The following is a 21,402-nucleotide window of genomic DNA, read 5'->3' as shown; positions in this document are numbered from 1 at the left end:
TCTTTCCTTAACGAACCGTTACAAGGTAGTCTTCGACTTCACCATATTGAATACGGGAGCAAGCGTTGTCTGAGCCACCACCTGCATCGGTTGCAATACGCATCAATGTTGTGCCCTCGGGAACATCTGCCGGAATGTCCATGGTAAACTTGAAGACCCCATCGGATGCAGATTTGTAGACCATTTCACTGTTGTCCAGCTGACCATTGTGATCCCAGTCAACCCAGACTCGCGCAACGACGTACGAAGGAAAATCAGGTTCCAGATTGCCCGGCGTGATAGAGACCTTGACGCTTCGGTTTGCAGGTAAGGTAACCACTTTACCTGATACCATAGTGTGTGCTTTGGTGCCTGATTGATGTTCGAAGTCTTCAATGGTGACTTTGGAGATCCATTCCCATTCATTATCAAGGCTGGCATTGTCACAATAGCTATGTGACAGCACCGTCGTTTTCAGTGCCACAGGCTGATACTCTGGCGGCATAAGTGTACATGCCTGATTATCACTGGTGCCTGCAATCCAATCATATGGATTGCTGAAATCTTCATTCGCAAAGGTCACATACTGTGCTTTGCCCGCAGCGATTTTATCTGCCGACAGCCACAGTTCTTTGAGCTGGCGTAGTTTTTCTTCTTTGCTGACAATGTCGCGGGTATCAAACATTTGCTCCCACAGTTCAACGAGTAACCCGTCGTAGCATTTTTGCATCCAGGCGAATCTGCCCTGAGCTTCTGTCACCGTGAGCATGTCGCCAAGCTCGCTATAACGGGCGGCCTGCAATTGGGCATCGCTGAGATCCTGTGCCTGTGCTGTGGCACCCAGCAAGGGTAAAGCCAGGGCGGCAGACACAATCGATGTGCTTATAGAAAACTTTTTCATAATGGTATCCTTACTTTAATACGTCGCTGATAGCACTGTAGTCGCGATAGTAAGCTAAGTTACCCGACTCATAGTCGAGGCAGTAATTGCCTTCAGGATTGCGCTCACAGTAGTCGACCATATCTGCAAATAAGTTGGCATTGGCGCGACTGGATGTTTCTATTTCTTGCAGTTGATTCAGCTGCTCTGCGTTAAACTGTGCAGCATAGTAGCGCTGTAGATTTTTCGCTCTGCGGTAAGTGAGTCGCTCTTCAATCCAGCGGGAGGTCAGCTCTTTAATAACGAGCTTGGTCAGGTAGTTGACCTGGGTATAGCCCGCGTCCGGGATTAACTGTTGCAAACCCGCGCCAGAATCCAGATATTTTGTGACATAGCTGTCAGTGATGTTGTAATCATCCAGAGAGTTAAACTGGTTGATGTAATCTGATTTCAAGTAGTTCACAGCGGCTTCGAACAGGTTGAAGCAAGGCTCCGGGTTCAGCAGCGTGCAACGCATAATGCCATTTGGGATGATGTTCAACAGCCGGTTTGGATCGCCACCGCTCTGATAGCCGCTGATGGAAATCTTAACGGACTGTCTTTTCTCTTCATCAATCTTTTGTAGCTGGCCATCAACCTTGACCTTACCTATCCAGTCAACACTGAGGTAGCCACCGATCTGCCGTTTGTCTTGCTCATTGCGATAATCAATTTTCATGTTGATCACGACGTTGGAGCCATAGGCAAAACCCTGCACAAAGCCATCACCCAGGTTTGCTGCTTTGTTACCTGGATAAGCTTGCGCCAGCTCAATGGCTGCCTGCGTTGGCTGGTAGCCTTGGTCTGAACTTGGCATTAAGATGCGAGACTTAGGTTTGACTGACGAATACACGGTATAAGTACCTGTGTAACGGTCTGCGCTGATATCTTTGGCATAGTTTGCGCCCGCGTCAACGCGCACAGCCGGGAATTTAAAGCCGGCATCGACCTTACCGTCGATAAGTTTGAGCGCCTGTTCATATCTGAGATCAACGCCGACGCGAAAGTCGATATTGGTATTGCCCAGATGCTCAACGGCCATGCCTTGTACAGACTGAATGCCCAGCAAGACATCGCCTTTACTTTGATGTGCGGTACCAAGCGGCACCAAATCTATGCTTTTTGCCTCTGCTGAAAGCGAGGCTAATTCGCTGAGTTTCTCTGGCGTTTTGGTTGCCTGCGCGAAGGCCTGGGATGTCGATAATGCCAGCGCAAGGCAAATGAATTGATTTTTATTCATTGTGTTCACTCCGTGAAGAGGCCCCCTTTAGAGGCCTCACTGGTTTGTTTCCTGCTTACTGAATGCTGTTTAGGTAATCTTTGTGCCAAGCTTCAGGAATTCGATTCAGGACGTCTTGTGTTGTTTCCACTTCATCCTCAAATTCATTGTCACTTTGCATTGCCAGATCGCCCACCTGCAGGCCATTTGCAAACATTGAGAAAGTCTCACCGGTAATGTGCTTTGGATCGTCCGAGGTACGGGCCAGTTTGAGGTTGTAAACATTGTCCTCATATTTCACTTGCTCTATTTTGGTGACCAGCTCCAGGCCATTGGTGGTGTGAATACGGTCACCTTGTTGAACTTTATTGGCCCAAGCCGAGACGCCAGATTGAGTGACCACAGGGTGTGATTCAGTGAGCAGCAGCTCTTTGCCTGAATCTGTGGTGATCTTGATCATAGGTAAGGCTTCAACACCAATTGATACGTCTTTGATTTCAAGCGGCATGTGTGAGTTAGGTGCAAATTGACTTGCGCCAAGTACTAAGTCGCCAACCTGTAACTGCTCGATTGGCAGTTGCTTGCCATTAGCCAGCATGATCATTGAGCCTTTTGCCAGGCAGCTGTAAACCATCTGCATAGGCGGGTGATCAATATCAGTCCAGGTTTGTTCTTCAGGCATGTCTGTGCTGCCCACAACGTAGGTAAAATTACGCAGACGTTTTCTGCCACGCATTTCTTGCTCAACTTCAACCGACAGGTTCATGATCCAGTGCGCATCGGCATAACGGCCGTAGAGAGTTGCATCGCCAAATACCCCTTTTGAGCGTGGGATATTCCATGAGATTCGGGTGTAGTCGTAGACGTTATCACCGACTTGCTTTTGCATATATTTCAGTGAAATGTGATCAGAGAAAAGGTGCTCTGAGCCCTGGTATCCGCCTAACTTAGACGCACCACCGCCTTCTTTCGTCTGAATGAAAATTTCGGTGCCATGGTACAGGCCCATCGGTTGGGTGCCAGCAGGCTTGATGGCATAGCTTGGGTTACCATTGGCGTCATAAGTGACGTCTTTGGTGCTCCAGTCAGGGCGATAGATTTTGGTCACTTTACCCATGACATCACGGAAACCAGAAAACGGCACAAGTACCTTTAACTGATCATTCGGCGTGCCGTGAGGGTAGACGGCGTCGTAGTCACAGTCAGCATATTTGCGGTTCAGGCAGATTTTGATCCGATCCAGTGTTGAGTCTGCGTTGATCTCTTTTAAATCAACCGGGTTGGTGACGGCACTTTCCAGGATCGCACCTTGCTGGATCGTTGGCATAGATGACGAAGGAAGTGCTTCAGTCCATGCTTGCGTTGATGCGGTGGCGTGTTTTAGGTTTTGGCTGGCTGAAAGCGCGCTCTGATAGCCCAATTCAGCCAACAGCGTTTCTTTAGAATATTCAACAACCGTGTTTTTGTCTTCTGCAACTTCATTGCCATTTTCATCGATATATACCACAGTCACCCAGGCATCAGCGAAAATTTGCTCTGCGGCGAGCAGTCTTGGCATGATATCGCTGAGCTTTCCAAGCGACGCTATGTCCATACGCTTTTTGGAAATCCCTTCGCCATAGTACTCAGCAAATCGAGGAATGGTGATGTCCTGTCCATTTTCGTCAATCAGCGCAATGTCGATAAAGGTATAAGTGGTTGATGCCACTTCACTGTTGATGGCTGAGATCATCACATACTCAGTGCCAGACGCGTCCTTCACGGCTCTCAAACCCATGTGCTTGAAAAACGAACATACTTTATCAGCGTTACAATTTGCGCTGATACTATTGTTCAGGCTGCTAAGTTGCTCTGTCTGAGCAGCTTTGAGCCCAAATTTCTTTGCCTGCTCACGTTTTTCCAGCAGGTTGAACAAATGCGGGCGATTGCTTTTATTAAGGCCATGCTTGCTCAGTCGTTGTTGTACTTTTTCTGCACTACTCAATGTCTGAAATTCTAAAGCAGACTTAGGTAGAGCGGTGCTATTTTCGGACAAAGGGCTCGCGACACTGGCAAGAGAAGCCCCTCCCAGAGCAGCGATGACTGCTAGGCTAACAAGTTTCATAAAGTTTCCTTTTTGAGTGGTTTTATGAGGTAGCTCGTAGGCAAAGTGACCTTTGCCTACATGACTGCGAGCGGTTTTAGTTAATATCGGGTGACTTTGATTTTGAGATCTTCAATTTCACCGTAATTAAATCTGTTACAAGCGTCTGACTTATAGTCATTGGCTGGACCTTCTTCTAATTTGGCACGCAATACAAACCACTTAGACCAGTCCCAGGTACTGACATTTGGCAGGGTAAGTGATTTGGTGGCGCTGATCCGGCAATATTCTGAACCGGAAACCGTTGTGCACTGGCTGTTGTCTATCCAGTAGTTATAGTTCGGATCGTTGTCTAATCCGGACTCAGACGGGGCAAACTCATTGTTGCCGTCTGCATCCAGCCAAATGGTAAAGCGCACATCGCGGTGACCACTTTGCAGCAAGTTTTCGGCAGTTGCGCGTGGCATCAGGTTGGTCATGATTTCAGCACTCAGATAGGTTCTTCTTTTGATATCTGTATTGCTGAGCTTTGTCAGGCTGTAACCGTCACGGTTGAACCCTGTTGCTGAAGGTACGTTGGCAATCAGTGTTGAGTAGTTGAACAGTTTCATGTCGTCAATATAGATAGCATTGGCATTAGCGCCATCACTGATTTTGGCTGGACAAGCGTCTACGGGATCCAGTGAGATGCGAGTTTGCTTGGTATCACTCTCACTCTGATCGGCATACTGTATTTGCAGTGATACATCAAACTGACCGCCGTTGGTGGGGTAGTCAATTATCCCGGGATCTTTTGCGGTACTGGTACGATTATCAAAACCGAATTGCCAATAGAATTGCGGACTTTTAGCGTCATTGACCTGAGAGGTGTTAGTGAATTTGACCCGGTTGCCATCAAGATACTGGATCTCAAAATCAGAGAGCAGTGGCAGATTTTTAGAGTCGACGTCCAGCATGACGTCAACGACCTGACCATGGTCTACTACACCACATGCATTCAGGAAAGAGTAGTCGGTGTCGTTGCTGACAATGGCAATGCGCAGCAGGCCAAGCCCGGTGCTGGTGGCTTGATCAAGTGTGAAGTTAACACTGTTACCTGCGATGTTCTGATTAGAAATCAACGCTTCATTGCTTTCCATTAGCCCGTTTTTATTGGCGTCAAAGAACACAGAAATCAGCTTGCCACTGAGATCTTGTGCAAAGCTCAGCGTGTGCGTACGCGATTTGGCAATAGGAAGCGGAGTGTCAAGCTGAGCTTTATATCCGGCATTGAGCCCTGAGAAGGTGGTATTGCTGATGGAGATAGCGCTGGTGTGCAATACCGCATTATTCATGTAAGGCTCACAACGCAATGCCGCCGGGCGACTATAGAAGTGATTGTAGGCCGACTGAGTTGCGATGTCCCCGTTTGGCTCTGTGGTGGCTATTTTGATGGCGAATCGGATCAAGGTATCTTCAGCAACCTGGTTGCTGCGCTCTAGGTAGGGGTAGATAGGTTTATTGCTACCTCGGTACCAACTGTCAGTCTGACCATCTCCCCAGTTTACGTATATGCTGCTGATGGTGTTATGGTCAATATGGCTAATATCATAACTGGCCTGGTTGTAGTTAAGCCATACATCGGCGTCCAGGGTGGACAGTCCAATGCCGGTTGAAATGCCGACTCCAGCCAGGCTGTTTGAGATGTCCGACTCTATTTCGTTCTGAGATTTGTTGCCAACCTGAAGGTGGGCGGACTGATCGACCAGACAAAAGCCGAATTCATTTAAAGACATGCCCGAGAATACGCAGCCAGATGTGTTGGCGCGTAAAAATAATCGATAAGCTTGTTGAATCGTCCAGCCCTGCGCTTTAACCAGTTCATAAAACGCTTTTCTCAGCACGCCTCCGTTGTCATGTCCGGTTTTGGCGGTGGTAAAATCTTTGACGTGATCTATGCTTCTGCCATCCCAGGAAGGTAATTCAAAGAAACGTGCCGCTCTATCTTGTGGGAATACATCCCAGCCATACCACCACTTGCGGTTTTTAGTGTACAACCCAGGTTGCTCGGTAAATTGATCGGCGAATGCCTGAGACTGGGTGTAAGCGCCAGATGCGGTATGCTGATAATAGTCGAGTATTGCAATCGCAGAGATATCGGATAGCCCTTCGTTAATTGCACTGTCGACGCCTTCTCTTCCCAGCCCTGAGTTCCACTCGGTAATAGCATGGGCGATTTCATGAGCCGCTATACTCATACCGGTCAGAGCAAAATACTCATATCCGCCATTGCCCGAGCCATAGTTAACAAATTCACCATCCCAGGAAGCGGAATTAGTACCAAAAATGGTGTTTCTGTTTACTTTCTGGGAAAGTGATTTCATGCAGTAACCGTTGTTGTCACAGTCAAGGCTTTGTTGTGGGTATAAATCCTTTAGCTGTGTGTGGAAGTACTGCATAACCAGACCGGCATTAAAGTGGGCCTCGTTTGCCGGGCTATAGCTGTAGTAGGCGTCAAATGTCTGGTCAATCTCGCGTTTAACAAAGTTTTCGTTATTCGTCTGACAGACATAAGAAACTGGGGTTGTTTCAGAAACCGCTGCATCGTACGTCACCACATAAGGGTTATCTAAAATACAGTTGTTGTTTTCTTTTTTAACAATGAATGGGTAGCCATTAAATTCAGAAAAAATAGCGTGTTGGCTTAGCTCTTCAAATCTGAGCTCGGCACCTTTAGGCGCAATTTCATCAAACTGGTAATTGGTACAGTTTTGCATACTGTCAGGACTGGGGGAGTAACATATTGCGCCCAGCTTATCGTTCCCACCTATGCCTCCACCTGCTACGTAACCTGCGTTTTTCAGCGACTGCTGGGAAAAAGCAAATGACATGTTGTGGGATTGAGAGATGAGTGACAGGTCGTTTGCGTGTAGCTGTATTTTCTCTTTTTTATCTTTGAATGTTGCCAGTACTTCAATGACCGGAATCAACGTATCGCTTTTTAAAATAAATGCTTTTTCAAAATGATATTTGGCAACACCACTTAACGTTGGCAGCGCTTCAATACGCTGGCTTAGCTGACTCGGTGTCATAGTATGATATTGGGCCTGCTCCTGAAGTGCCGCTCCTGTGATCAGGTTACCCATCGCCTGGCGGATTTCTCCCTGGTTGTCGCGCACAATCACCAGGTTACTTGATAGTACGGGGTAATCTCCGACATAAGCTCGATAGTGTTCATAGACAGTGGGCGCATTTGTTCTTTTTGTTAATTTATAGTGAACTTTGTGTGCCTTGTTTTCTGTAGTTAGCCTGTCTGTTTCAAGTGTTGACGCTGTAAGTGGTTCAGCGTGATTTTCTGAAATAACCTGCTTCAGGTCACCCCACAAGAATTGCTTGTTATGCAGTGATTGAGATTTGATGTCAGCGAGTGCACTGGAAATGGGCAGCGCAGCAACACCTAAACCAAATAAGTACCCCAAATGTTTCATGCAGTTTGTCCTTAATGAGTGTCAATAGATGGCCTTATATGGCCTTAATTAGTAGGAAAACTCTAATACTAGTATCGATAATATATGAATTAAATCAATTGTTGCAAATGTTTATTTTATGTTCTATTTGTGTTTATTTTGGGTTTGTTTTGAAGTGTGCAATAGTTCAGGGGGGAGCGTCTTCCCATGTCATTGTTTTTGTTTCTACAGCGTAAGAAGTGGTTAATTGTGAATTGCGAACCCTGAAATAAAAAATTCCTGATTTTGCAATCTTTATAGTGCGATAATTCTGTTAAAGACAGTGGCGCAGGGGAGAGCCTGATCTACTGTTGCAGCAACGCGCAGATCAAGCTCTTCATTTCGAAGTCAGAGAAGGAGGTTATCGCAGCGTTGGATTTTCTGCATTACCAGGTTGATTGTTAAAGCTAAAGTGCCCGCTGATGTGTGGCTGCCAGGCTTGAGGATCGGGGCTGTTATTGGTGAATTTCACGCGATTTTCGTCCAGTACTTGGTAGCTGAAATCGGCAACGATGGGTAGGTCAGGCGAGTCTGCGTCGATTATTACATCAATGACCTGGCCATCATCAACAACCCCACAGCTGTCGAGAAAAGAATAGTCAACATCTGCAATCGCAATCCGCATCAGCGCGATGCTGGAGGGAATGCTGTTGTTGAGCTCAAAAGATGCAGTATTGCCAGAGATAGTCACGTCGTTGAGTAAATGTTCAGTGTAAGCAAACTCGCCATTTTTATTTATATCATATAGCACCGTTAACTTTTTTCCGCTTAAATCTTTATCGAACGTCAGGCTGTAAAGGCGGTTTTTGGCCAATGGAATACGGGTGTCGACGGCTGGGGTGTAATCGTTCGATATAGAAGGTATCTCATGGTTAGCTATCTTCAGACTACTTGTGTGTACTTTAGGTGTATTCAAATAGGGTGGACAGTTAACATTGGCTGGGCGGCTGAAAAAGTGGCGGTAAGCCGAGCGCGTTTCTCCCCCTGTTAGCGTGACATTGATAGCGGCTCTGGCCATTGTATCGGCGGGAAGCTTATGTATCTTTTGCAAAAAAGGGTAAACAGGTTGGTTGTCGCTGTTGCGCCAAACACTCGTTGTACCATCGCCCCACTGTGCACTGATCTGTTCAATCGTATCGGCAGTTAAGTGGCTGATGTCATAGCTTAGCTCATCATAGCTGACCTGAGTATTGGCTTCGAGGGTGGATAGATTAGTGTCTGCGACTATCCCGACACCCAGCAGGACATCAACGACATCTTCTTTGCGTTGTGAGGCGCTCTTGTCTGCGATCTCAATGTGTTCGCTCTGCTGGGCTACGCAATAGCCAAATTCATCCATACTCATGTTGGGAAACATGCAGCCTGCGGTATTTGCGCGTAAAAAGACTTTAAACGCGTCTTGAATTGACCATTGTTTCGTTTTTACCAGCTCATAAAATGCTTTGCGTAACACACCGCCATTGGCATGTTCTGTTTTGGCCAGTGAATAGTCAGCAATATGGTCAATACTGGTGCCATCCCAGGAAGGCAGCTCATAGAAACGCGCGCCGTTATCCTGATAAATGGCGTCCCAGCCAAACCACCATTTGCGGTTTTGACTGTATTGCCCGGCTTGGTCCTGAAATTGCCTAATAAAGGCCTCTGTTTGAGTATATGCACCGCTTGCGTTGCGTTCAAAATAATCCATGACTGCGATAGTCACCAGATCTGAAAAACCTTCATTGATCGCGCCATCAATGCCATCAGAACCAATCCCGGCATTCCAGCTGTTAATGGCATGGCCGATTTCATGTGCCGCAATGCTCAGGGTTGCGAGCGAATAAAAGTTGTAGCCATCACCGGAGCCATAGTTGACGTATTCGCCATCCCAGAATGCTCTGTTGGTACCATAAATCGTATTGCTATGGACCTTTTGCTTGAGCGGTTTTATGCAGTACCCACTGCTGTCACACGCTGAGGATTGTGATGGATACAGCTCGGCAAACTGTTGATGAAAAAATTGCATGACCAGTCCGGCATTAAAGTGCGCCTCGCTGGCATGACTGTAGGTAAACCAGGTGCTAAAGTTTTGAGTAACCGCCGCAGAGTCGAAGTTTTCATTGTTCGCACCGCAAGCGTAAGAAACTGTTTGGGTTTGGTCCCTGGCATCAAAAGTGCTCAGGTAGGGGTTTTCCAGCCGACAGGTATTCCCATCTTTGTTTACGATAAGCGGAAAACCGCTAAATTGAGCAAAAATAGCATTCGGATCTGTGTCTGAGAAATGTAACCGAGCACCCATCGGGGCGTATTCATCATAACGATATTCAGTACATGCCTGCATGCTGTCTGGCTGTGGCGAGTAGCAGATGGCACCCAGTTTTTCGTTACCGCCTATTGCGCCGCCTGCCACGTAATTGTTCGTGAGCGTTGGTGAGAAAAACGAAACAGAAGACTGGCGTTGCATTAGGTCACCAGTGGCATTATCCAGCACCAATTGTTCCCGGTGACCTTCATGGTTTAACTGTAACACAGTGACACTCAACAGCTTACCTTGATTAAGGACATAAGCCTGGGCTGAATTTTCAATTTGTGGTTGCTTCCCTTCATACAGCGCTGAGATATGTACAACAAGGTCCTGCTGAAGTGTCGCCGCGTTGTTCGCCAGCTCTATATGACCTCTCAGTAATTTCCCCATGCTCTGTACGATGTCGCCTTTGGCGTTGCGTGCAATCACCAGAGTGCTGTCCAGTACCGGTTTACCCTGAAAATAGGCGCTATAGTGTTCGTATTGTGGCTGTTCACCGACCACTTTTTCCAGTCGATAAATAAGCCCAGTGTTTGAATGTCGCGCTGAGTTTGTCGTTTCCTGAATGCTTACTGAGTTTGTTGCTGGCAATTGCTCCCACAGGTGCTGTTGATTCAGAAGCGGATGTGATTCGATGGTGGCTGAGGCCTGCGTACAGCTCAGCAGCAGTGAACCCGCGCCAAGTAAAGTGCCAAGGCATTTCATACAATGATCCTTATCTATTACAGTACTATTTAGATTAAAGAGTTTTAGCTCTTAATCGATGGCTCATGATAGTCATTTTTATTGAGTGTTTTAAAGTCTTGTTTTTAAATGGTTTTGTTCTTGTTGTACAGTTTGTTTTAAGTATGCAATAAGCGCGTGGAAGGTGTCTTCCCAAGTTAATGTTTTTGCTATTTCAGTGGCAAAGTCACGCCGTGAGCATTAAGCAAAATGAAAGAAATATTTGCTAAGCTGGATTGTCTTTAAAGTGTCGTAATTTGGATAAAGTCATTGATGGCACAAAGGCTTGACCTACTTTTTTGCTATAACGCAGATCAAGCTCATCAATTTCAAGGCAGAAAAAGCGATTATTGTGCGGTGTGTGCAAGCCACCTGGCGATGCGCTCATACATAAAGTCGCGGATTACGGGCTGCGCTTTGGCATTGGGGTGCAGGTTGTCGTTTTGCATCAGGCTGCGATCTGCCGCGACTGGCAGCATAAAGTAATCCATCAGGTAAGCCTCAGTCTGCTCTGCGACCAGCGGATAGCTGTCGGCAAACAAAGTGCTGTAACGTTTTCCATAGTTGGGTGGGATCTGGATCTGCATTAGCGCGACCTTGGCACCACTGGCCTGGCTTTTTTCGACCAGCTCGCGTAAATGTTTGCGGATCAGCTTAGGCGGAAACCCGCGCAGGCCATCGTTGGCGCCCAGCTCTATGAGTACATGGCTGGGCTGGTGGCTTTCAAGTTGCTTGTCGATAGTCAGCAGCGCGTTATCTGTGGTTTGTCCCGAGACACTGGTATTGACCAGAGTGATCGCTTTTTGCTCTGTCTCGTATTTATTTTGTAACAAATTAACCCAGGACGGTGCTTGTTTGAGACCATAACCGGCGCTTAAGCTATCACCAATGATCATAATTTTGGTATCGTTGGCGCTTGCTTTTAATACGAAAAGTGTGCCGAAGATCAATACCACCAGTTGTAGGAAAAATCGCATCATGTCAGTGCTTTCTCAGTTAAATATTATTCAGGTTAAGGAGTTGGGTAAAACCGTCAGTACCTTTGAGGGTGACCTCACTATCCTTAGCGATATCAATTTTTCTGTCAAGTCAGGGGAGTCGGTGGCTGTGGTTGGCACTTCTGGCTCGGGCAAATCAACCTTACTCAGCTTGCTGGCAGGCCTCGACATTGCCAGCAAGGGGGAAGTCTATCTCGATGGAGAAGCGCTTCATCAGCTCAATGAAGAACAACGCGCACGCCTCAGAGCTGAGAAAGTCGGCTTTGTATTTCAGTCATTTATGTTGGTTCAGAGCCTGACTGCATTGGAAAATGTGATGCTACCTGCGGAACTCGCTGGTGAAAAAAATGCCAAAGAGCAGGCCCAGGCTCTGCTAGAAAAAGTAGGTTTGGCACATCGGGTTGGGCATTACCCCTCACAACTTTCTGGTGGCGAGCAGCAACGTGTGGCCATTGCGCGTGCATTTATTGGTACGCCAAAAATTCTCTTTGCCGATGAGCCGTCGGCCAATCTGGACTCTAAAAATGGTCATTTAATTGAAAGTTTGTTGTTTGATCTAAACAAGCAACATGGCACCACGCTCATTTTGGTCACCCATGATGAGGACCTGGCGAAACAGTGTGACCGCATTATTCACATTGAGGGCGGTCAGCTGGCAAAGATCCGTGACGGAGAAGGAGTAGCGGTACATGTGGGCTAAACTGGCGCTGAGGTTATTTTTTCGCGAGCTGCGTCGAGGTGAGCTGACCATCATTTTTGCAGCCATCTCACTGGCGGTACTGACGGTATTTAGTTTAAGTTCAGTGACCGAGCGGATCCGACTCAATATCGAACAAAAGTCTGCGGACTTCATCGCGGCAGATCGCCGCCTGTCCAGTAACCATGAACTGGATGAAAACTACCTGAAAGTGGCGCAGGACTTTGGTCTCAGAACGGCGCAAAACATCTACTTCGATTCTATGTTGTTCGCAGGCGATGAGCTGGTTTTAGGGTCAATTAAAGCGGTCAGCAACAGCCATCCGTTGCGCGGTAAAATCACCCTTAAAGACGCACTTGAGGGTGAGCAATACGAGGTTGCAGCGGCGCCCGCTCAGGGGGAAGCCTGGCTTAGTGAGGGACTGTTTTATACTTTGGGCCTCAAAGTTGGTGATCAGGTTGAAATTGGTGCGGGCATGTTCAGCGTGACTAAAGTGCTGGTGCAAGAGCCCGATGCCGCGTTTTTCTCTTTGGCTGGTAACAAACGTGTGTTGTTAAACATTGCCGATATTCCTGTGACTCAAGCCGTACAACCCGGCAGTGACGTGTTTTATCGGCTGTTGTTTGCAGGAGATGAGCAGCTGCTCAAAGACTATTATGTGTGGCTAAAGCCTCAGCTGAGAGAAAACCAAAGCTGGCAGGGGATCAAAGACCGCCAGTCTCCTTTGGGAGAAAACCTGGAGCGCTCAGAGCGGTTCTTACTATTGGCCGGTTTGTTTGGCATTATGCTGGCTGCTGTGGCTATGGCTGTGTCTGCAAAACGCTATTGTGAACGTCAGTACGACCCGGTCGCCATGATGAAAACGCTGGGCGGCAGTCGTCGCACCATCAAACGCATTTTCCTGATGCACTTGTCGCTTGTGACGGTCAGCTCGTTGTTGATTGGCCTGGCGATTGGTTATGGGCTTCAGGAAGTCGCCGTTGATTATCTCACCCAATTTGTCGCCAATGAGTTGCCCGCGGCTGGGCCAAGACCCTGGTTGCTGTCGATTGCCATTGGTGTTGTATGCGCTCTGATGTTCTCACTCAAGCCTTTGCTGGACTTGTTTGATATCCCACCTTTGCGGGTACTCAGAAGAAGCCTGGGTGACAAGCTGGCCGTAAGCCGGGTGCATATGGCGCTGTCGGTGGGTACCATTTTTATGCTGATGTGGCTATTCAGTGGCGACATTAAGACCACGTTACTGCTATTTGCAGGTACCGCGACATTAATGGGCGTACTGTTTGGGTTATCCCGGCTGTTTTTCAGCGCTGGGCGTAAGCTGGGTCTGAGCCCGGGCAACAGCTGGTCGCTGGCGATTGCAACTTTGCAAAAGCGGGCCAACGCTAATGCCGTTCAGCTGATCAGCTTTGCGCTTGCCATCAAGCTGATGTTGTTTTTGTTTGTACTTAAAAACGACATGATCTCTGACTGGCAAATGCAGGTACCTGAGGATGCGCCCAATGCGTTTTTGATCAACATTGGCGAGCGTGATGTTGACCAGTTCAAACAATTTTTTGCTGAGCAGAACATCCATCACGAGGCGTTTTATCCGGTCTTCCGGGGGCGAGTTAATGCTTTAAACGGAGAAGCGTTTGCACGTCGGGTATCCAGGCAGGAAGGTGAAGAGCAACAAGAGGATGCCCGCAGTGGCGTTGGCCGTGAGCTCAATCTGACCTGGACAGACACTTTGCCAGATGGCAACGAAATTCTTGAAGGGCAATGGTTTGAACAAACGGATGAATTACAGGTGTCGGTGTTTGAGGGCACGGCCGAGCGGGTTGGCATTGAGCTGGGCGACACCCTGACCTTTTTGGTCAATACCCAGACTTTTGAAGCGAAAGTAACCAGTATTCGCAGTGTGGACTGGGGCACGCTCAAGCCTAACTTTGTGATGATCTTTAACTCTGCGATGGCACAGCGTCTGCCAGTGACCTATTTTACGGCAGCCAAACTGGAAGACAGTCATGTTCGCCCTATCAGCCGTAAGTTATTACAGTACCCGACTGTCAGTATGATAGACATAAAGAACAACATTGCTCAGGTGCAATCAATGATAGCTCAGGTGTCTTTGGCAATTGGCTTTGTGCTGTCCATTGTACTTATCAGTGGAGCGCTGGTGCTCATATCTCAGGTCCAGGCGAGTCTGGCAGAGCGCATGCAGGAAGTGGTTATCCTGCGTACTCTCGGAGCAAGGGGAAGGTTGATTAAACTGGCAACCCTGTATGAGTTTTTGTTGCTGGGGGCGCTGGCCGGATTTGTGGCGGCTTTGGTCAGCGATGTCACCCTGTTTATTATCCAGCAGCAGTTGTTTGGTGTTGACGGGCGGTTACATCCGTATGTCTGGCTGCTGGGTCCGGCTTCGGGTGCTGCGTTTGTGGCCTTTATCGGCTACTTTATGGTGGCCCATACCATGCGACAAAATACTCAGGGATTATTGCGCAAGGTAGCCTGATAACCACGATTGATGCATCGCGGCTTGTGCTGTTACCGGCACAAGCCGCTTATATTTTTAATCTTTAGATAATGCCCATCTTGTTTAACGTTGCTTTGGCGATTTCTACCCGGGTTGTAACGACTTCTTTAAAGTTTTTGGCATCCATGTTGAAAGCAAAATAATGACGACCTTGTTGGTTCTCGACCATGCCAACATACCAGCCTACGTACTTTCCTTTGGCTACCGGGCCCGTGCCCGTTTTAGCATACAGCTTGCTGTTGGCCGTTTGTTCTTGTAAGAAAATCTTGCTGAATGCCTGATAAGTGGCAGGTTTTAACTTGAAAGCTTGTGCCTGCAAACGGCGTAAAAACTCTACCTGTTCAACGGCACTGATTTTAATGCTGCTGTTTAGCCAGAATTTGTCGTGTGGTCCGCTGATATCGCGATTACCATAGTTAAAGTCATCCAGGTACTTTTGCATGGTGGGTTTATCCAGCAGATTGGTCCAGGTTTGATACAGCGGCAAAGCAGAATATTTAAATGCGGCATGTGGTGTGATTGAGTCGGCGCGCCAGGCGTCAAACCACCAACTTTTTGCCGGGTAGGTCTGCAAGTCTATCTGATAACCCTGCCCGGGTTTGATGGTGTCGGTATCCAGCAGGATCAGGGTATTGGGAATTTTGTAGGTAGAGAATGGGGTGTACGCTTGCTGTGCTCTGGGCTGATTAATAAATTGCCATTGTTGCGTGTGCTCGCTGTAAAGGGCCATGGTACAGGCTTGTCCATCCTGACAGGCAGGTTGTGTTGCGGGCGTGGAAAGAACACTGGCAGCAAGCAAAGGGGTTAACGAAAGAGAGGTCATCAGTGGCATGGGTTTGTCCTTAGTTATTATCGTTAGGTCGTGCCTATCATATGAACGCCCCCTTACTCTAACCTGAATTGAGATTTTAGATCAGGGCTTTTTGTTGCACCCGGGCGCGAAACTGGCTGGGCGTACACTGTTTGATAGCCAGGAACCGACGATTAAAGTTGGACAGGTTATTAAAGCCACACTGATCGCTTATCACTGTGATGGGGGCCTTGGTTTTGAGTAGCAATTTACAGGCTTTGGCTATTCTGAGCTGGTTGATAAACTCAGTGACTGTGCATTCTGTACGCTTTTTAAAGAAGCGGTGAAAGTGGTTGGTACTCATGTGAGCTTGCCTGGCGAGCAGCTCTGCGCTGAGTGATTCAGTGTAGTTGTCGTAGATATAATTGATCACGTGATCAAACTTATCCTTCGCGGGGTCCAACTGTTTCGCGTAGCTAAACTCCATGGAAGAAAGAGTCTGGTAAGGACTGTTCGCCATCAGGTTGAGCAGCTGGAACAATAAAATATAGCGCTCCAGCGGTGTGGCTCGTTCCATCTTCTTGAATAGTTTTTCGCTTTTTTTGGCTGTTTTGTGATTAAAGCTGAGTCCACAGCGGGCATGCTCCAACAAGGTATGAAGGCCCTGTAACTCGGGGTTTTGTTGTAGCTGTTGTTGCAGCCACTGCGCGGGGATCTGTGCCACATGCACTAAGTGCTTACTGCCATCTGAGTTATCGTGAGACTGCCAGGTATGGGGGAGCTCCGGACCAAGTAGTACCAGGTCGTAATCACCATAAGAAGCAATGTAGTCGCCAATATGACACATACCCTGACTATTGAGTGTCAGGCAAATTTCATACTCAGGGTGATAGTGCCAGTTAAAGGGAATTTCTTCGAGCTGGTAAAGCCAGTATCGCCATGAACAATTTTGCGATGGAATGATTTTTTCACACATTGCTTTCATTGATCGCTCCTTAACGTTAGTCAGCTGATGGCTTGTTGCACGTTTTTTGTGCCAAATTGGTTCTGTTTTGCTATCTTCGCGCCTTCATTTATTAACAGTGATGTATTTCGCGTATCTTGTAATACTATCCTATCCAATATAAACAAAAAGGTACAAGTCATTAACATCAATGGCGGGAAAGCATGCATAATGCTTGCACATAGTTGGTCATTAAAGTTTGAATCTGAAAATGACAGCGCTGTTATCTGATAGGTTTGTACCGATATGAGTTTGAAAATGCAAACTTATAAGTTACAAGCCTGTTCAAATAGGGAAAGTGCCTGATGATTATTTCGCCAGGTGACCATCTTAAATAATGCAGAATAAGAGGAAGAAGATGAAACACAGCAATGCAGCATTCAGATTGTCTCGCATTTCATTTGCGGTGACTGCCGCCGTGATCTCGAGCACCGCCTTTGTTGTGCCGGCTCAGGCCGAGCAAGCAGAGTCAGTCGAAGTCATCGAAGTGCGAGGGATCCGCGCTTCGACTGAAAAAAGTCTTAACACCAAGCGTTTTGCGGATGGTGTTGTTGACTCTATTACCGCAGAAGACATAGGTAAGCTGCCGGACGTGACGATTGCGGATTCACTACAGCGGGTTCCGGGAATCCAAATTCGCCGTAGTGCCGGTGAAGGTTCAACCATTAACGTACGGGGCATGCCTCAGGTAACCACGTTACTTAATGGCGAGCAATTTCTCAGTGCAGGCTCCTTGACCACGGTTCAGCCAGACTTTACCGATATTCCATCAAGCCTGGTGGGTGCCATGGACGTGATGAAATCGCCGACGGCGGATACGTTGGCCGGTGGTATCTCGGGTACCGTTGATTTGAAGACCCGCAAACCTTTTGATCTTGAAGAAGGGTTTAGCGGGGCGGCATTGGTAGAAGCATCTCGTGGCTCTTATTCAAAAGAAACTGACCCAAAAGCGATGATTGCCGCAGGCTATAACGCCGAGCGCTTTGCGGTACTGGCAACGCTGACCAAAGATGAAGTGAACCTGGCAAACTACCGCTTTGGTTCAACCAATCATGGCTGGGGTTATGCACCACAAGAGGACGGCGAATGCTGGTACTGTCCTGCGGGTGATATCAATGGTGATGGCGACACTGATGATGCCGAATTCACTTATGTAAGCTACGGTATGGTGAATCGATTTACCGAGCGTGAGCGTACCGGCGGAAGTCTGAGCTTTCAGGCACAGCTGAACGATAATTTCGAACTGAGTGCTGATGTTTTTTACACTAAAATGGATGACGCCGATCGCCAGCGTGGTTTGATGGCAGACAATGCCTGGGGTGGTCACTGGGACTGGCAGGAACAGCATGATGCAACCGATCGGGGTAAAACCGCTGGCGGATATAACCTGTATACCGCTCAGGATATCACCCTGCACGCTCCCCGGGTGGTAGCGCACTCAGAAAGCCATACCAATGAGCGTGAATCGACCAACTATAACTTTGAGCTGACCTACAAAGGCGATGGCAATTTTTCTGGCAAGATGCGCCTGATCACGGCTGATGCGGAACGTATGCACACAGAAAACGTTGCTCAGGGCTATATGACCAGTGGTCTGGCACACAACCTTCGCCGTAATGAAGGCAATGGTCCGATTGCCGTAAACCCCGGCGGCTACGGTCCGGGCACGGTACCCGTCAGGCTGAATTACCAGGGTGACCACCCGGTGTTACTGCCGCCCAGCGAAATGCAGGGAGAAGTATTTGGTTCTAACATGAACCGTTATTCTGTGGTGTCGACTTATTCAGAGAACAACTTTAATGAAGATGCCAGTCTGGATATTTTGCGCCTTGACGGAGAGTACCTGTTTGAAGATATGGGCTCACTGACTAAGATGAGCTTTGGGGCGCGTTTGGGTAATCGCGATGTGTCGCGTGAGCAGTATGTTTTACTGGCACCGTTCAGTAACCCGGTGGGTGAGGGCAGTGTAGATGTAATGTGGAAAGATCAGGGTCTGGCCGCATTTGATACCGATGGCAGTGGTGGTGTACCCAGTGCTTCTGACGGTGACCTGACCATGGGCTATGACACCCCTTATACGTTCGATAAACTGCCACAAGGCTGGATCCAGCTGGTTTCTGACTTTGGCCCGGTCAATGGTGGGAGCTATTACTTTATCGACCCGCGCCAGCTTGACGACCCATTCGCCTTCCAGGATCAGCTTTATCCTGGCAACAAAAAAGGCGGCGTTCCGGGCAGTACTTATGAGGTTGAAGAAGAAACACAAACGCTTTACTGGCGTGGCGACTTCTCCAGCGATTTGTACACTGCAAATGTCGGTTTCCAGTACATCAAGACTGATCTTGAGATACTACAAAATGTCGTTGGTGACTCTATTTGTGTGAACTGTCCGGGCTCAGTGGCATCGGATGGTGGTGACATCAATACCAGCAAGTCGTTCAGTGACTTCCTGCCTTCACTGAATCTCGCAGTTAATCTGAGCGATGACCTGATCTTCCGCTCAGCCTGGGGTAAGACCATGACGCGTCTGGATCTTGGCGCGATTGCCGGTGGTTTGCAGGTGAGCCGTTCACGTGCGGGTGACGACCTGGCTGCCCGGGAAGGTATTTCTCCGGATCTGTTGATTGCCACCAATGCTAACATGCAGGGTAACCCTGAACTGGAGCCATGGCGTGCTACCAACACCGACCTGGCGCTGGAATGGTACTTCTCACCCAGTGCCTTGGTCAGTGTTGGCGTATTCAACATTCAGCTGAAATCCTTCATTGAAACCAGCACCTGGACAATGCCACTGGCAGATGCCGATGGCGTTGTGCGCCGTGAGGTGAGTGTAACCGGTCAGGTTAATGGTCAGGGCGGCACAATGAATGGTGCTGAGTTTACCTATCAACAGGCATTCGACTTCCTGCCAGGCTTCTGGAGCGGATTTGGTGCAGCATTTAACTACACCTATTCAGACAGTGAAAGTGGTCGGGTGGATTTCTATGGCGATGCCTTGCCATTGGTTGACAACTCCAAGGAATCATCCAACGCCGTGCTTTGGTATGAAAAAGATGGCTTCCAGTTCCGTTTGGCTGCAAACCACCGTTCTAAGCGCCTGGCTCAGGTTACGACCACAGGCGGCATGGGTGATACGGCTATCTGGACCGAACCGACCACTTATCTTGATGTTTCAGCCAGCTATGATGTCACGGATTACTTCACCGTTTATATGTCGGGCAGTAACCTGACAGAAGAGTACGAAACGAACTACGCACAGTGGAAAGATAATCGTATTTCACAGAACGTTTATGAGCGCCGTCTGACACTGGGTGTCCGCGGCCGCTGGTAATTCTCCCTCAGGCCTGAGTATGTGGTTCAGGCCTTTTTCTCTTCTTTGCAACCAATGACAGCAATCGTTTGCGCGAATGAGCATAACCATTGTTATTCTATACTCTTGCGCCTGTTTATCTATCAAAGGTACGATGTGACTTCAATATTATAACCACATGCTTTTGGAGTTCTTATGAAGGGAGTTTTCACGTCACTTACGGCTTTGGCTTTGAGCACAATAAGCTATGCACAGCCTGTTCAGATATCCGGTTTACATATTATTGAATATGATAATGTTCTGGACGGACAGTTAGTGTCGACGTTAACCAAGGAGTTTAGTTTTCATGGTGAAAACCAAAATTTCGTAGCGCAAAATCAGTCTGAGGCACTTTCAGGTTTTATGAGTCGTGACGAGCAGTTGATCCGCTTTACATTGTCTGACTCAAATAATGGAACGCTAACTTACTTTACAGGTCAGTTTAATGGTCAATCATATAGTGGAACCTGGCATGCTAACAAGGGAGCGCGTGGAGACTGGCGGATATTAATCAGTCAGCCTGCTCAATTACAATCTTGTCGAGAGATTTTGCTTGCAGGTAAAAGTACTGGTGACGGACTGTATGAGGTCATCGACGAGGCAGGTTTGCCGATGCAAGTATATTGTGACATGACGTCCGATGGTGGTGGATGGACTTTGGTTGGAAGTTACCCCAAGGATAAGCCTGGCGGAGTTCAGTATATTTCCCAATATGGCACTGAGCCGGCTTTAACACCTTATAATCCAACTCGACTTTGGTTATATCAGGGTGGGTTATCAATGTTCTCAGATGCCAGAGAACAGATATCTTGCTCCAAGGAAAACTGTTCGGATGGTAAGGTTGTCTATGGCCTGGGCTTGTCAACATCTGCGCTTGAACTAGTCCGTTATTCATGGGGTTACCAAGATCGGGTTGATCATATGCCTTCTTGGTCAAACGTACCTAGTTGTCAAACTAGCCTGAATGACCCGCAAACTAGGGTAGAGGGATGTGTTGTTGATGGTCATATTGGTCTCGCAAATGACACATCCCGAATAGGATGGCAGGCAGATGTAAATGGACATTATTGCTGGGCTGCACGAGGTACTTATAAACCTGGATCGCCAGGCTCTGCTGTTTGTCAATCGGGCAGAGAGCCTAATGGAACCAAGTGGGCGCTACTTTGGATGCGTTGATCTGTTTAGACAAGCCAAATAAAGAACCATAGCTGGTTAGAATTGTGGCCTGAGGGTATTTCCATGCAGGCCACTCTTGTTAACCTGCAATCTATCCGCAACGATGACTTTTTCTCATTAAGAAACAAAGCCAATTAGGGCTTTTTAAAGAAGATAAGCACTAACGACATTAGAAATTAGCA

General features: G+C 47.8%; 12 protein-coding genes. 4 read left to right on the top strand and 8 right to left on the bottom strand.

Going from position 1 to position 21,402, the window contains the following annotated elements; all coding sequences use genetic code 11:
* Positions 1 to 7: 7 nt before the first annotated feature.
* From L1285_RS20600 to L1285_RS20575, 6 genes are all read right to left on the bottom strand, one after another.
* Positions 8 to 880, bottom strand: a complete 873-nt coding sequence (locus L1285_RS20600; protein WP_235414105.1) for a GEVED domain-containing protein — start codon at positions 878 to 880, stop codon at positions 8 to 10.
* Positions 881 to 890: 10 nt separating this feature from the next.
* A complete protein-coding gene (locus tag L1285_RS20595) occupies positions 891 to 2,138 on the bottom strand; it encodes a hypothetical protein (RefSeq protein ID WP_046004021.1) in 1,248 nt (415 codons plus the stop codon).
* A 55-nt stretch (positions 2,139 to 2,193) separates the two neighbouring features.
* Positions 2,194 to 4,221, bottom strand: a complete 2,028-nt coding sequence (locus tag L1285_RS20590) for a Hint domain-containing protein (protein ID WP_235414104.1) — start codon at positions 4,219 to 4,221, stop codon at positions 2,194 to 2,196.
* An 80-nt stretch (positions 4,222 to 4,301) separates the two neighbouring features.
* A complete protein-coding gene (locus L1285_RS20585; protein ID WP_235414103.1) occupies positions 4,302 to 7,667 on the bottom strand; it encodes a M4 family metallopeptidase in 3,366 nt (1,121 codons plus the stop codon).
* A 379-nt stretch (positions 7,668 to 8,046) separates the two neighbouring features.
* A complete protein-coding gene (locus tag L1285_RS20580) occupies positions 8,047 to 10,674 on the bottom strand; it encodes a M4 family metallopeptidase (RefSeq protein WP_235414102.1) in 2,628 nt (875 codons plus the stop codon).
* A gap of 365 nt (positions 10,675 to 11,039) precedes the next feature.
* Positions 11,040 to 11,672, bottom strand: a complete 633-nt coding sequence (locus L1285_RS20575; protein WP_046004017.1) for an arylesterase — start codon at positions 11,670 to 11,672, stop codon at positions 11,040 to 11,042.
* On the opposite strand from L1285_RS20575, the gene L1285_RS20570 reads away from it, so the two are divergent.
* Both L1285_RS20570 and L1285_RS20565 read left to right on the top strand, forming a co-directional pair.
* A complete protein-coding gene (locus L1285_RS20570; RefSeq protein ID WP_235414101.1) occupies positions 11,671 to 12,390 on the top strand; it encodes an ABC transporter ATP-binding protein in 720 nt (239 codons plus the stop codon). The two genes, L1285_RS20575 and L1285_RS20570, sit on opposite strands and share 2 nt — an antisense overlap.
* Positions 12,380 to 14,881, top strand: a complete 2,502-nt coding sequence (locus L1285_RS20565) for an ABC transporter permease (RefSeq protein ID WP_235414099.1) — start codon at positions 12,380 to 12,382, stop codon at positions 14,879 to 14,881. Before L1285_RS20570 ends, L1285_RS20565 begins: the two co-directional genes overlap by 11 nt.
* 64 nt (positions 14,882 to 14,945) lie before the next feature.
* Here L1285_RS20565 and L1285_RS20560 read toward each other — a convergent pair whose 3' ends face one another.
* Both L1285_RS20560 and L1285_RS20555 read right to left on the bottom strand, forming a co-directional pair.
* Positions 14,946 to 15,734, bottom strand: a complete 789-nt coding sequence (locus L1285_RS20560; RefSeq protein ID WP_235414097.1) for a penicillin-binding transpeptidase domain-containing protein — start codon at positions 15,732 to 15,734, stop codon at positions 14,946 to 14,948.
* Between the two features lie 76 nt (positions 15,735 to 15,810).
* On the bottom strand, positions 15,811 to 16,677 hold the full coding sequence (locus L1285_RS20555) for an AraC family transcriptional regulator (protein ID WP_235414096.1): 867 nt from the start codon (positions 16,675 to 16,677) through the stop codon (positions 15,811 to 15,813).
* 376 nt (positions 16,678 to 17,053) lie between these two features.
* On the opposite strand from L1285_RS20555, the gene L1285_RS20550 reads away from it, so the two are divergent.
* A complete protein-coding gene (locus L1285_RS20550; protein ID WP_235414094.1) occupies positions 17,054 to 20,026 on the top strand; it encodes a TonB-dependent receptor in 2,973 nt (990 codons plus the stop codon).
* Positions 20,027 to 20,200: 174 nt separating this feature from the next.
* Entirely contained in the window at positions 20,201 to 21,220 is a 1,020-nt protein-coding gene (locus L1285_RS20545; protein ID WP_235414093.1) for a fibrinogen-like YCDxxxxGGGW domain-containing protein, read from the top strand.
* The last annotated feature ends 182 nt before the right edge of the window (positions 21,221 to 21,402 follow it).

Origin of the sequence: Pseudoalteromonas sp. DL2-H2.2 (assembly GCF_021532535.1) — a bacterium.
Classification (GTDB): domain Bacteria; phylum Pseudomonadota; class Gammaproteobacteria; order Enterobacterales; family Alteromonadaceae; genus Pseudoalteromonas; species Pseudoalteromonas rubra_A.
The sequence above is the reverse complement of the archived record's forward strand: the minus strand, read 5'-3'. Positions and strand labels throughout refer to the sequence as shown.

Excerpts from the sequence above, each read along its gene's own strand:
- L1285_RS20600 (WP_235414105.1), bottom strand. The coding sequence starts at position 880 with ATGAAAAAGTTTTCTATAAGCACATCGATTGTGTCTGCCGCCCTGGCT.
- L1285_RS20595 (WP_046004021.1), bottom strand. The coding sequence starts at position 2,138 with ATGAATAAAAATCAATTCATTTGCCTTGCGCTGGCATTATCGACATCC.
- L1285_RS20590 (WP_235414104.1), bottom strand. The coding sequence starts at position 4,221 with ATGAAACTTGTTAGCCTAGCAGTCATCGCTGCTCTGGGAGGGGCTTCT.
- L1285_RS20585 (WP_235414103.1), bottom strand. The coding sequence starts at position 7,667 with ATGAAACATTTGGGGTACTTATTTGGTTTAGGTGTTGCTGCGCTGCCC.
- L1285_RS20580 (WP_235414102.1), bottom strand. The coding sequence starts at position 10,674 with ATGAAATGCCTTGGCACTTTACTTGGCGCGGGTTCACTGCTGCTGAGC.
- L1285_RS20570 (WP_235414101.1), top strand. The coding sequence starts at position 11,671 with ATGTCAGTGCTTTCTCAGTTAAATATTATTCAGGTTAAGGAGTTGGGT.
- L1285_RS20575 (WP_046004017.1), bottom strand. The coding sequence starts at position 11,672 with ATGATGCGATTTTTCCTACAACTGGTGGTATTGATCTTCGGCACACTT.
- L1285_RS20565 (WP_235414099.1), top strand. The coding sequence starts at position 12,380 with ATGTGGGCTAAACTGGCGCTGAGGTTATTTTTTCGCGAGCTGCGTCGA.
- L1285_RS20560 (WP_235414097.1), bottom strand. The coding sequence starts at position 15,734 with ATGCCACTGATGACCTCTCTTTCGTTAACCCCTTTGCTTGCTGCCAGT.
- L1285_RS20555 (WP_235414096.1), bottom strand. The coding sequence starts at position 16,677 with ATGAAAGCAATGTGTGAAAAAATCATTCCATCGCAAAATTGTTCATGG.
- L1285_RS20550 (WP_235414094.1), top strand. The coding sequence starts at position 17,054 with ATGAAACACAGCAATGCAGCATTCAGATTGTCTCGCATTTCATTTGCG.
- L1285_RS20545 (WP_235414093.1), top strand. The coding sequence starts at position 20,201 with ATGAAGGGAGTTTTCACGTCACTTACGGCTTTGGCTTTGAGCACAATA.